Genomic DNA, 13,093 nt, shown 5'->3' on the forward strand with positions numbered 1-13,093 from the left:
GAGAACCGCCCGCATGCTTGAGCCGAACGACCCCACTGAGGGTTCGAACAACAGCACACCCAGCGACACCCTGCCCCCGCGCCGCCGGCGCCGGGCCGCGTCGCGTCCCGCGGGACCGCCCGCGGGCACCACCACGGACGCCGCGCCGGCCATACCGGCCACCCCCGCCACCGCCGTGGACCCCGCCCCCGTCGACCCCGACGTGGAGGCCGAGGAGTCCGAGGAGCTCACGGAGCTCGAAGAGGCCGCCGAGACGGGCGAGGCCGTTGCCGCCGAGGCGACCGCCCCCGAGCCCGCTGCCGCCGCTGAGGAGGCCGCTCCCGAGGAAGCCGCTCCCGCCCGCACGCGTCGTCGTGCGACGCGCCGGGCCTCCGCGCCCGCCGGTACGCCGCAGTCCGCCGCGTCCACCGACGCTCCGGCCGCGTCCGCGCAGGCCGCAGCCGAGCCCGCCGCAGAGCCGGTGGCCGCCGCGGCCGAGCCCGCCGCCGAGGAGGCCGCGCCTGCGCGTACGCGTCGTCGTGCGACCCGTCGCGCCTCCGCCCCCGCCGGTGCGCCCCAGACCGTCACCGGAACGGAGCAGCCGGCGGCCGCCGTGGCCGAGAGCCCGGCCGAGCCCGCCGCGGAGCCCGCGGCCCAGACCCCCGAGAGCGCCCCGCAGGACGCCCAGCCGGAGGCCGAGGCCGCCCCGCGCCGTACGCGCCGCCGTGCCGTGCGCAGCACCTCCGCGCCGACCGCCGAGGCGCAGGCCGCGGAGACGGCGGAGACCGCGGAGCCGCAGGCCACCGAGGCCGCGTCCGTGGAGGCTCCCGCAGCCGCCGGGGCGGACGAGGTCCCCGCCGCCGAGGCCGCGCCGCGTCGTGCGCGTCGTCGTGCGACCCGCAGCTCGTCCGCGCCGACCGCCGAGGCGCAGGCCGCGGAGGCCACGTCCGAGGCACCCGCTGCCGCGGCCGCCGCCGAGGCGTCGGACGCCGGTGGCACCGCCGAGGCCGAGGCGCCCCGCGCCCGCACCCGCCGCCGCGCCACCCGCGCCGCCGCCCCCGCGGCCGACGCGCAGGCCGCCGCGGACACGCAGGCCGCGGGCGACACGCAGGCCGAAGGACCCGAGCAGGCGCAGGCCGCCCCGCGTGGCCGTGCCGGCCGCGAGGCCGAAGCCGCCGAGCAGCCGGAGACCGAGGCCGCGCCGCGTGGCCGTGCGCGCCGTGAGACCGAGGCCGCCGAGCAGGCTGAGGGCGACGCCCCGCGTGGCCGTCGTCGCCGTGCCACCCGCAAGGCCGCCGCCGGGTTCACCGCGCCCGCCGCGCCGGACGCGCGGTCCGACGAGGAGGGTGAGCGGCGCCCCGCGCGTCCCGCCGTCGCCGTGTTCCAGGCGCCCGTCTTCGCCGAGCCGATGTTCCAGACCCCGGAGCGCGCCGCCGCCGCGGCCGCCGCCGAGGCGGCCGAGCAGCCCGAAGAGGCCGCGCCCGCCGCCGAGGAGGAGACCGGCGGCCCGCGCCGCCGTCGTCGCCGCCGCGCCGCCGACGAGCAGCCCGCCGCGCCCGCGCCCGCCGCGGAGGAGCCGGAGGAGCCCGCCGAGGCGGAGGCCGACGCCGAGACCGAGGCCGACGAGGCCGCGGACGACGACGCCGGTGAGCGCCAGGGCCGGCGCCGCCGCCGCGGTGGCCGTCGCCGCCGTCGCGGCGAGTCCGCCGACGCGGACGGCTCGGCCGACTCGGACGACGCCGAGCAGGGCGAGGACGAGGCCGAGGCCGAGGCCGACCAGGCCGAGGACGACTCCGACGAGGGTGCGGAGGCCAACGGCGGCGGCTCCAGCAGCAGCCGTCGCCGCCGTCGCCGTCGCCGCCGCGCCGGGGACACCGGCGAGGCCGAGCCGGGCGACGGCGACCCGGAGCGCACGGTCGTCAAGGTCCGCGAGCCCCGCAAGAAGGGCGACGACACCCCCTCCGACGAGGTGCAGTCCATCAAGGGCTCGACCCGCCTGGAGGCGAAGAAGCAGCGCCGCCGCGAGGGCCGCGAGCAGGGCCGCCGCCGCGTCCCGATCATCACCGAGGCCGAGTTCCTGGCCCGCCGCGAGGCGGTCAACCGGGAGATGATCGTCCGTCAGCACGGCGACCGCACCCAGATCGGCGTCCTCGAGGACAACGTGCTCGTCGAGCACTACGTCAACAAGGAGCAGTCGACGTCGTACGTCGGCAACGTCTACCTGGGCAAGGTGCAGAACGTCCTGCCGTCGATGGAGGCCGCCTTCATCGACATCGGCAAGGGCCGCAACGCCGTCCTGTACGCCGGTGAGGTCAACTTCGAGGCGCTCGGCATGGCCAACGGGCCGCGCCGCATCGAGTCCGCGCTGAAGTCCGGCCAGTCGGTGCTCGTGCAGGTCACCAAGGACCCGATCGGCCACAAGGGCGCCCGCCTGACCAGCCAGGTCTCGCTGCCCGGCCGCTACCTGGTCTACGTACCCGAAGGGTCGATGACCGGCATCAGCCGCAAGCTGCCCGACACCGAGCGGGCGCGGCTGAAGACCATCCTCAAGAAGATCGTTCCCGAGGACGCGGGCGTCATCGTGCGCACCGCCGCCGAGGGCGCGAGCGAGGACGAGCTGCGCCGTGACGTCGAGCGGCTCCAGGCGCAGTGGGAGGACATCCTCAAGAAGTCGAAGATGACCACGACCAGCTCGCCGAGCCTGCTCTACGGCGAGCCGGACATGACCGTCCGGGTGGTCCGCGACATCTTCAACGAGGACTTCTCCAAGGTCATCATCAGCGGCGACGAGGCGTGGGAGACCATCCACGGCTACGTCGAGCACGTCGCCCCCGACCTCGCGGACCGCCTGCAGCGGTGGACGTCCGAGGTCGACGTCTTCGCGACGTACCGCATCGACGAGCAGCTCGCCAAGGCGCTCGACCGCAAGGTGTGGCTGCCCTCGGGCGGCTCCCTCGTGATCGACAAGACCGAGGCGATGGTCGTGATCGACGTCAACACCGGCAAGTTCACCGGTCAGGGCGGCAACCTCGAAGAGACCGTCACCAGGAACAACCTGGAGGCGGCCGAGGAGATCGTGCGCCAGCTGCGGCTGCGTGACCTCGGCGGCATCGTCGTCATCGACTTCATCGACATGGTCCTGGAGTCCAACCGGGACCTGGTCCTGCGCCGGATGCTGGAGTGCCTGGGCCGGGACCGGACCAAGCACCAGGTCGCCGAGGTCACCTCGCTGGGTCTGGTGCAGATGACCCGCAAGCGCGTCGGACAGGGCCTCCTGGAGTCCTTCTCCGAGACCTGCGTGCACTGCAACGGCCGCGGCGTGATCGTCCACATGGACCAGGCGACGACCGCCGGTGGCGGCGGCAAGCGCAAGAAGCGCGGGCGCGGCGGCGACCAGGCCGCGGCGCTCGAGGCCGCCGAGACGGCCGGGACCGAGACCGCCGAGACGGTGGCCGAGGTCGCGGCCGAGATCGCCGAGCCGATCGCGCTGCCCGAGCCGGCGTTCGTGCCCGACGAGGACCTGTACAGCAGCCCGGCCGAGGCCGAGGCCGCCGCCACCCGCGGCCGTTCGCGGCGCCGCGCCACGCGGCGGGCGTCCGCCCCGGCGGGCGCGCCGAAGTCGGAGACGGCCGAGGCGGGCACGTACGAGCGCGAGGAGAAGCCCGAGCGCGAGGAGAAGCCCGAGAAGGCCGGGCGCGCCGAGAAGAAGGCCAAGTCCCGTGCGGGCAGGGCCAAGGCGGAGGCCGCCCCGGCCGCCGCCCCGGTCGAGGAGACCGTGGCCGCCGAGGCCCCGGTCGCTCCCGCCGCCGAGGCGCCCGCCGCCCCCGTCGAGGACGAAGTGGCCCCCAAGGGGCGTACGCGGCGTCGCGCGACGCGTAAGGCGACGGCTCCGGCCGGCTCGCCCAAGGTCGCGGCCGAGGGCGGCGAGGTGATCATCGCGGAGCCGGCCAAGCCGGAGCCGGAGGCGGTCACCGAGGCGCCGGCCGCCGCCGAGCCCGTCGCGCAGGCCGCCCCGGCTGCCGCCCCGGTCGAGGAGACCGTGGCCGCCGAGGCCCCGGCGCGTCCGCGCCGCCGTGCCGTGCGCAAGGCGACCGCGCCGACCGCGCCGGAGGAGACGGCCGTCGTGGTCGTCCCGGCATCGGACAAGGCTGACAAGCCCGCCGAGGCCGCCGCGGAGCGGCCGTCCGAGGGCCAGGCCGAGGCGCCCGCCGCCGAAGCCGCCGAGGAAGCCGCTCCGGCCGCCAAGAAGGCGGCGCGCAAGACGGCCAAGAAGGCCACCGCCAAGAAGGCCGCGACGAAGAAGACCGCGGCCAAGAAGACGGCGGCGAAGAAGACGGCCGCCAAGAAGACGACGGCCAAGAAGGCGGCGAAGACCACGACGTCGAAGACGTCGAAGAAGGCCGCCGCCGCGGAGCAGTCGGAGGCCCCGGCTCCGGCCGACGCCGGCTGACGGCACGTCACGCGTCACCGCACGGTGCCCCCGCACGGCGATCTCGCCGGGCGGGGGCACCCGCGCGTCGGGGCGCAGTGTGGCGGGCCGGCGCGCTCAATGCGCCGTTTTCAGCCGCCACTTGGAACTGACAGGCTCACCTGTAAGACTCATGCGGTTTGCTGTCCGTGAAGAATTGTTGTTGATCGTGAAGACATGACGCGGGCGCGCCGTGGGGAGCCGCGCGCCGGGGTCAGGGGAGGGATGCACCATGGCGCAGTCGCGCCTCAGAGGCACGGGCCGCCACCGCGCCGTGAAGCCGGTCAAGGGAGGGCGGCAGGCCGCGGCGATCGCCACGGTGCTCTCCGCGGCGGCGAGCCTTCAGGCCGCGGGTGCGGGCGCCGCGGGCGCCGCCCCGGACGGCCGGGCCGCGGCCACGCCCACCTGGACCGAGGGCCCCGTCTTCAACGACCCGCTCGGCACGGAAGAGGCCCAGCACACGATCCGCACCCGCCTGATCCAGCTCACCGACGCGGCCGTGCCCGGCTCCACCATCAAGGTCGCCGTCTACCACGTGTGGGAGGCCCCGGTCGTCGAGGCCCTCCTGAACGCCCGCGAGCGCGGCGTCCACGTACAGATCCTGCTGGACTCCACGAGCCGCACGGACCGCCCGGACAACCCGTCGTACGCCAAGCTCGCGACGTCGCTCGGCACGGACCGGACGAAGAAGTCCTTCGTCCGGCTGTGCCCCACGGACAAGTCGTGCCTGGGCGACCCGCGCCACGGCAAGTCGATCATGCACAACAAGTTCTGGCTGTTCTCCGAGGTCAAGGGCGCCCGGGACGTCGTCGTACAGACCACGTCGAACTCGACGCCGTCCGCGCACACCAAGTTCTTCAACGACGCGCTGCTGCTGCCGGACAACCCCGCGATGTACGACGCGTTCGCCGAGTACTTCGACGACATGGTGCGCAAGGACTGGCGGAACTGGGACTACCGCACGGCCAGCAACGGGCTCTACAAGGCGTACTTCTTCCCGCGCGAGGGCACGGTCAACGAGACCGACACCATGTACTCGGTCCTGAACAACGTCTCGTGCACCTACAAGGACGCGAACGGCGTGAAGCGGCAGACTAAGGTCCGCGCCTCCATCTTCAAGATCACGCGCAAGCAGATCGCCGACAAGCTGGTGTCCCTGAAGAAGGCCGGCTGCGCCGTCGACCTGGTGTACGCCGAGACGGACAGCGCCAAGAGCCAGGGCGGCACCCCCGGCACCTGGGAGGCGCTGCACAAGCGCGGCGGGCCGACCCTGCGCTGCTACAACGACGACCGGGACCCCCTCGTGCCCGGCCAGAAGCTGACCACGCCGTACATCATCCACAGCAAGTACGTCCTCATCGACGGCGTGTACGACGGCAAGCGGAACAAGGTCTCCTTCACCGGTTCGCAGAACTACACGGCGCCCGCGCTGCGCGAGAACGACGAGGTGATCGTGAAGGTCGACGACGACTCGGTGCACGACACCTACCGCAGGCACTTCGACCGGGTGAAGAAGGTGGCCTGGCCGGGCACCAACGACAAGACGGACCTGTGCCGGGGTGTGAAGCCGCTGCCGCCGGACGGCGAGAAGCCCACGCCCCGCTAGCGGGCGCGGGCGCCGCCGGGGACCCGGTTTGACCCGTCCGGGTGTGCCCCGTAACCTTGACCGTCGGCGTGTTCCTATGCACGCCCAACCCCTGTAAACCTCATTCCTCCCGGAAATCGCGCGGTCGTCCGCACGGAATCGGGGAGAGGCCGTTCGCGCCCTCGGCGCGGGGCGGCTGGACTGCGGGGGTCCCGTTCCGAGCGAGAGAGAGATCCGCGTGTACGCCATCGTGCGCAGCGGTGGTCGCCAGCACAAGGTTGCTGTCGGCGACATCGTTGAGGTTGACAAGATTTCCACTGCCAAGGTTGGCGACACGGTCGAGCTCTCGACCCTGCTCGTTGTCGACGGCGACGCCGTGACGAGCGACCCGTGGGTCCTTGCCGGCATCAAGGTCACGGCCGAGGTCGTGGACCACCACAAGGGCGCGAAGATCGACATCCTTCGCTACAAGAACAAGACCGGCTACCGCCGTCGCCAGGGTCACCGTCAGCAGTACACGGCGATCAAGGTCACCGGCATCCCCACGGCTGCGAAGTAAGGGACTGAGACAAGATGGCACACAAGAAGGGCGCATCGTCCACTCGGAACGGGCGCGATTCCAACGCTCAGCGGCTCGGTGTGAAGCGCTTCGGCGGTCAGACCGTCAACGCCGGTGAGATCCTGGTCCGCCAGCGCGGCACCCACTTCCACCCGGGCACGGGCGTCGGCCGCGGCAAGGACGACACCCTGTTCGCGCTGGACGCCGGTGCGGTGGAGTTCGGTACGCACCGCGGCCGCAAGGTCGTGAACATCGTTCCGGTCGCCTGAATCCGTCTTTCTGACTGACCAGGCGCTCGTCGAGCGATTTCTGCGAGGGCGGACCTCTCTTCCCGGTTATCGGGAAGCGGGTCCGCCCTTCGCGTGTTACGCAGAAGACATTTCCGTACGTATCTGGAGGCACTGAACCATGACCACCTTCGTGGACCGCGTCGAGCTGCATGTCGCCGCGGGTAGCGGAGGCCACGGCTGTGCCTCCGTTCACCGTGAGAAGTTCAAGCCGCTCGGCGGCCCGGACGGCGGCAACGGCGGCAGGGGCGGCGACGTCATCCTCGTCGTCGACCAGTCCGTGACCACGCTGCTCGACTACCACCACAGCCCGCACCGCAAGGCCACCGCAGGCAAGCCCGGCGAGGGCGGCAACCGCTCCGGCAAGGACGGCCAGGACCTGGTCCTGCCGGTCCCGGACGGCACGGTCGTCCTGGACAAGCAGGGCAACGTGCTCGCGGACATGGTCGGCCACGGCACCTCGTACGTCGCCGCGCAGGGCGGCCGCGGGGGCCTCGGCAACGCCGCGCTCGCCTCCGCCCGCCGCAAGGCGCCCGGCTTCGCGCTGCTCGGCGAGCCCGGCGACAGCGGTGACGTGGTCCTGGAGCTCAAGACGGTCGCGGACGTCGCGCTCGTCGGCTACCCGAGCGCGGGCAAGTCCTCGCTGATCTCGGTGCTCAGCGCCGCCAAGCCGAAGATCGCCGACTATCCGTTCACGACCCTGGTGCCCAACCTCGGCGTGGTCACCGCCGGCGCCACCGTCTACACGATCGCCGACGTGCCCGGTCTCATCCCCGGCGCCAGCCAGGGCAAGGGCCTCGGCCTGGAGTTCCTGCGCCACGTGGAGCGGTGCAGCGTGCTCGTGCACGTCCTGGACACGGCGACGCTGGAGTCCGACCGCGACCCGCTGTCCGACCTCGACGTGATCGAGGCCGAGCTGCGGGAGTACGGCGCGGGGCTCGAGAACCGGCCGCGTCTGGTGGTCCTCAACAAGGTCGACATCCCCGATGGCCAGGACCTGGCCGACCTGGTGCGGCCCGACCTGGAGGCGCGCGGTTACCGCGTCTTCGAGGTCTCCGCGGTCGCCCACAAGGGCCTCAAGGAGCTGTCCTTCGCGCTCGCCGGGCTCGTCGCCGAGGCGCGGGCCGCCAAGCCCCAGGAGGAGGCCACGCGCATCGTCATCCGGCCCAAGGCCGTCGACGACGCGGGCTTCACCGTCACGCGCGAGGACGACGAGGGCGAGGCGCTGTACCGCGTGCGCGGCGAGAAGCCGGAGCGCTGGGTCCGCCAGACCGACTTCACCAACGACGAGGCCGTCGGCTACCTCGCGGACCGGCTCAACCGCCTCGGCGTCGAGGACGAGCTGATGAAGGCCGGCGCCCGGGCGGGCGACGGCGTGGCCATCGGCCCCGAGGACAACGCGGTCGTCTTCGACTGGGAGCCTTCGCTGTCCGCCGGAGCCGAGATGCTCGGGCGGCGCGGCGAGGACCACCGCTTCGAGGCGCCCCGTCCCGCCGCGCAGCGGCGCAGGGACCGGGACGCGGAGCGGGACGAGGCGGAGCGCGCCTACGACGACTTTGAGCCCTTCTAGGCCGTAGGCCTTGGGCGGGGCGGCAACCCTTCCCCGCCGCTTCGCGGCGGGGTCTCCCACCCGCCCGCCCGTTACTGTCGGACCCGTCTTGCCGTAGGGACGAAGCTGTCGGACGCCGTCCGCGGTCCTGGTCCCACACGAAGGGCCCCGGAGCGAACGATCGCTCCGGGGCCCTTTCGCGTCAGCTGCGGGCTACGCCGACTCCAGCTCCTCCGCCGCGTCCATCGCGGCTTCCGCGGCCTCCGCCGTCTCGGTCGACTCCTCGCGCTGCCCGGGGATCTCCGCGCCCTGGCGGGCCGCCACGCGGGCGCGGCGGGCGTCGGACTTGGCGGACAGGGCGAGGGCCGCCGCGTTGAAGCGGACCAGGGAGGGCGGGTCGGACGGGCCGAGGAGGTGCTCCTTCAGCTCGGCGCGGGCCTCCGCGTACGCGTCCTTCTCGGGGACGCGCACGGCCTCCAGGAGGGCGGGCACGCCGTCCGCCTCGGGCGCGAGGATCGCCGCGGCGCGCACGGTCGGGAAGCCGGAGCGGAAGTCCGCCTCGCTCATCCCGGAGGTGTTGGCCACGGCGTACGGCTTCTCGCTGCTCAGCCAGTCCGAGACGACCGAGGAGACATCGCTGATCAGCAGGTCGGCCTGGTTGAAGCAGGAGAAGATCGCCGGGCGGGACTCGGTGATGATCTGGTGCTCCCACTCGGGCAGCGAGGCCCAGTACGCCGACTCCCACGCGGCGGTCGCCTCGGCGATCGCGGCCCGGCTGTCGCCGTCGGGCATGCCCTGGAGCATCATCCGCTCCATCTCGTCCACGCTCTTGCGGAACTTCTTCGCGGTGAGCAGGTTCAACGCGTCCGTGCGGCGGGCGAGTTCGGCCGCCGCCTCGGGGCCGGGGCGGGCGCCGGAGCGCCGCGTGTTGGCCTCGCGGATCATGGCCTTGATGCGCTCGTTGGCGGCGCCCGCCGCCGGGTTCTGCGAACCGGTCATCGGGTGCGGCTTGTAGACGAGGCGCACGGCGGGGTCGGAAAGCAGGTGCCGGACGATGTTCTCGCCCGCGAGGACGACCGAGGTGTTGCCGGGGTTGCCGTCCCAGCCCTCCCAGGTCGGGGCGTACAGGACGGTCGTGTACGCGCCCGTGGGAGCGCCCGCGTACGGCCGGATCGGCGAGAGCTGGGGGCGGCCGACCTCGACCACGTCCTTGTCCTCGACGCCGATGTCGGCGAGCTGGTAGCGCTCGCGCGCGGCGGGCCCCGCGACCCACACCTCGTCGTACGCCTTCGCGTACGGGTTGCAGGACGACAGCTTGTCGCTCTCGCCGTGGTTGATGAAGGCGTGCTTGAGCGAGGGGATGCGCAGGACCTGCGAGGTCTTCGCGGCGTTCGCCGGGTGCAGCATCATCTTCAGCGTCGACGTCTCCAGCGAGAACATCGTGGCGACCTTCGGGAAGCAGATGATCGGCACGTCCGTGGAGTCGATCTTCTGGACCATGAAGCGCTCGCGCAGCACGATCAGCGGGTTGCCGTCGAGCTGCGACAGCGTGGAGAGCCACATGTTCGCCTGGTACGCGGACGTGGTGCCGCCGGAGAAGTACATGGCGACGGTGGGCTGGTACTCGGCCAGCCACTTGTCGAGCCACTCCATGACGGCCTGGTCGCTCTTCGCCCGCTTCTTCGGCAGCAGCCAGGTCGCCAGGTACGCGGCGCCGCCGCCCATCATGACGACGGAGACGCCGAGACCGATGACGCCCCAGTACGCGTCCGTGGTGGCCGCCGTCAGGACCAGGCCGGCCGTCGCCGGCACGGAGAAGCTGAGCAGGCGGCGCGCCTGCTGGCGGGCCAGTATGCGCGGCGGGGCGGCGCTCAGGTGCAGCGCGGAGGTGTCGATGTTGCGCGTGACGATCGGCAGCGTACGGGCGCGGCGGACCATGACGGCGACGGCCTGGCAGAAGAAGTGCAGGGCGTAGAACGCGAGCAGCGTGATGGTCAGCGGCGACTGCTCGGCGAGCGGCTCGATGCCGTCGATGCGCAGCAGGCCGACCAGGACCAGCATGTCGCGCAGCAACTGCCGGACGGTGACGTCGAACCGGATCTTGCCGAGGAGGGAGAGCAGACCCGGCTGCTTGTACTGCAGATAGATGTCGAGCGCGAGGTTCGCCGCGGACGCGGCGACGAACACCGGTACGTACGGCACGAGCGCGGAGACGAGCTGCGCCGTGAAGAGTGCGAACATCGACAGCAGCGCTGTGAGCTGTACGACGCGGCGGGGGGCGAGTCCGGCGGAGGGCACGGGCTGGGGCTCCTGGCGGGGGGCGTGTCGGACGGGGGAAGGGCTGTGCGGGGTCCGGATGTGTGGACGACACCTATCCGGATAAGTGGTCGACACCCATCCGGATGAGTGGAAGACCCCTGACCGTATGACGCTCGGTGCCTCCGTAGCAATCTTCCGTGACGCCAATCACCGGATAAAGGGGCAAAGGTCACGGATCGCCGAGACCCGCGTCCGCCAGCCGAAACGTACGGGCGCCCCCGCCGCGTACTCACGTAGATTGCTGGTCCACAGCACATGGGGACCATTGGGGAAGCGCGTGACAAGGGCCGTGACAGGGACAAAGGGGCGGGCGGACGTCGCTGGGGCCCACCGGGTCGTCGTGAAGGTGGGGTCGTCGTCCCTGACCACCGCGTCGGGCGGGCTCGACGCCGACCGCGTCGACGCGCTCGTCGACGTACTGGCCAAGAGCAGGAGCGGCGGGGAGCGCGAGATCGTGCTCGTCTCCTCCGGGGCCATCGCCGCCGGGCTCGCCCCGCTCGGCCTGCGCCGCCGCCCCAAGGACCTGGCCCGCCAGCAGGCCGCCGCGAGCGTCGGCCAGGGCCTGCTCGTCGCCCGCTACACCGCCTCCTTCGCGCGCTACGGCGTCCGCGTCGGCCAGATCCTGCTCACCACCGACGACACCAGCCGCCGCGCCCACCACCGCAACGCCTCGCGCACCCTCGACAAGCTGCTCGCGATGGGCGCCCTGCCCGTCGTGAACGAGAACGACACGGTGGCCACCGACGAGATCCGCTTCGGCGACAACGACCGCCTCGCCGCCCTCGTCGCCCACCTCGTCCGCGCCGACCTCCTTGTGCTCCTGTCGGACGTGGACGGCCTGTACGACGGCGACCCGACCGCCCCCGGCACCGCGCGGATCGCCGAGGTCACGGGGCCCGGCGACATCGAGCACGTCAAGATCGGCAGCGCGGGCCGGGCGGGTGTCGGCACCGGCGGCATGGTCACCAAGGTCGAGGCCGCCCGGATCGCCGCGGCCGCCGGCATCCCCGTCGTGCTGACCTCCGCGAGCCAGGCCGCGGACGCCCTCGCGGGCCGCGACACCGGCACCCACTTCCACCCCACGGGACGCCGCTCGGCCGACCGCCTGCTGTGGCTCCAGCACGCCTCCGCGCCGCGCGGCGCCCTCACCCTCGACGACGGGGCGGTGCGGGCGGTCGTCGAGGGCCGCAAGTCGCTGCTGCCCGCCGGCATCGCGGCGGTCGAGGGCGAGTTCATCGCGGGCGACCCGGTGGAGCTGCGGGACACCGCGGGGCGGGCCGTCGCGCGCGGCCTGGTGAACTTCGACGCCAAGGAACTGCCACGCCTGTTCGGCCGTTCCACGCGCGAGCTCGCCCGCGAGCTCGGACCCGCCTACGAGCGCGAAGTGGTGCACCGGGACGACCTGGTCCTCCTGCATCCCTGACGTTCCGGAACAGCTGCACCACAAGCCCGGCGGAAAGTGCACCACGAACCCCCGGAGACGGTGCACCACTAGTCCCGCCCGTCCCATGGGCACCAGCGGAAATCAGGCCGAAAACAGGCGCGAACGCCGTGTCACGGCTGGCTCGGGCGAGGTGAAACTCCGCAAAACCGCCCCGCGGGACCTCTTGTCCTGCTCAACTTTGTTGCAAGGCAGTTCCGCACGACCGTTGCATATCCGCACCACCACTGGTTGAAGGAGGCCGTCGTGAGACGAGTGCGCCCAGGGGCGGCGTCCCGCGGGTCGGCCGAGCGCGCGCTGACCAGCGTCGCCGCGGGGGCGGCGTACGGCGGTGACACGGCCGACGGCCACGACCGGGAGGCGCGCGAGCGGCAGGCGGGGGACGGCGAAGGCGGCGAGCCGGCCGACGCACCCCGCCTGTGGCACGTCACGCTGAGCGTGTCCGGCGCCAAGGCGCCGCTGCAGGAAGTCCGCCGCGGCCTGGAACAGCTCGCCCACGACCACCCCTTTCTCCTCACCAGCCGGTACGCCCACGACCACGCGGAGATCCGCTACTGGGAAGAGGCCCGCGACCTGCACGACGCCGCCGCGGTCGCGCTGCGGCTGTGGGGCGAGCACCGGCAGAGCGCGCAGCTCCCGCCGTGGGAGATCGTCGGGCTCGAAGTGATCGACCGCGACACGTATCACCACCGGATCGCGGAGGGGTACGGACCGCTGCCCGCTACCCCGGTGGGGGTCCACCCGTTCTGACGCGCGGTGGCACGTGACCCCAGTGGTCAATACCGGCCATGTCTCACCCGGCGGGCCACCCGGCGGCCCCCACGCGTCGTACCCCGCCTCGCACCACGTCCCGCGCCCCGTCTCGCAGGGCGGAATACCATCTGGCCGCCCCCCGGCGCGAGGTTA

The 13,093-nt window shown here is 72.9% G+C and carries 8 protein-coding genes; 7 read left to right on the forward strand and 1 reads right to left on the reverse strand.

Annotated features, from left to right (window positions below; all coding sequences use genetic code 11):
• The first annotated feature begins 13 nt into the window (after positions 1–13).
• From AC0KTA_RS25090 to obgE, 5 genes are all read left to right on the forward strand, one after another.
• Positions 14–4,429 (forward strand): Rne/Rng family ribonuclease, encoded by a 4,416-nt coding sequence (locus AC0KTA_RS25090; protein WP_481050476.1) that lies wholly within the window; start codon positions 14–16, stop codon positions 4,427–4,429.
• A gap of 250 nt (positions 4,430–4,679) precedes the next feature.
• Positions 4,680–6,053, forward strand: a complete 1,374-nt coding sequence (locus AC0KTA_RS25095; protein WP_481050477.1) for a phospholipase D-like domain-containing protein — start codon at positions 4,680–4,682, stop codon at positions 6,051–6,053.
• A gap of 217 nt (positions 6,054–6,270) precedes the next feature.
• Positions 6,271–6,591, forward strand: coding sequence for a 50S ribosomal protein L21 (rplU, locus tag AC0KTA_RS25100; RefSeq protein WP_114036861.1), 321 nt, complete (start codon positions 6,271–6,273; stop codon positions 6,589–6,591).
• 14 nt (positions 6,592–6,605) lie between these two features.
• On the forward strand, positions 6,606–6,860 hold the full coding sequence (gene rpmA / locus AC0KTA_RS25105) for a 50S ribosomal protein L27 (RefSeq protein ID WP_030362615.1): 255 nt from the start codon (positions 6,606–6,608) through the stop codon (positions 6,858–6,860).
• 139 nt (positions 6,861–6,999) lie between these two features.
• Positions 7,000–8,448: a GTPase ObgE gene (gene obgE, locus AC0KTA_RS25110; protein WP_481050478.1), complete on the forward strand. Its 1,449-nt coding sequence runs from the start codon at positions 7,000–7,002 to the stop codon at positions 8,446–8,448.
• A 192-nt stretch (positions 8,449–8,640) separates the two neighbouring features.
• Here the strand turns inward: obgE and AC0KTA_RS25115 are convergent, their stop codons facing one another.
• On the reverse strand, positions 8,641–10,725 hold the full coding sequence (locus AC0KTA_RS25115; RefSeq protein ID WP_481050479.1) for a hypothetical protein: 2,085 nt from the start codon (positions 10,723–10,725) through the stop codon (positions 8,641–8,643).
• A 310-nt stretch (positions 10,726–11,035) separates the two neighbouring features.
• On the opposite strand from AC0KTA_RS25115, the gene proB reads away from it, so the two are divergent.
• Both proB and AC0KTA_RS25125 read left to right on the forward strand, forming a co-directional pair.
• On the forward strand, positions 11,036–12,169 hold the full coding sequence (gene proB, locus AC0KTA_RS25120) for a glutamate 5-kinase (RefSeq protein WP_481050480.1): 1,134 nt from the start codon (positions 11,036–11,038) through the stop codon (positions 12,167–12,169).
• A gap of 264 nt (positions 12,170–12,433) precedes the next feature.
• Positions 12,434–12,937 (forward strand): hypothetical protein, encoded by a 504-nt coding sequence (locus tag AC0KTA_RS25125; protein ID WP_481050481.1) that lies wholly within the window; start codon positions 12,434–12,436, stop codon positions 12,935–12,937.
• The last annotated feature ends 156 nt before the right edge of the window (positions 12,938–13,093 follow it).

It is taken from the genome of Streptomyces sp. Y309, from assembly GCF_056712025.1.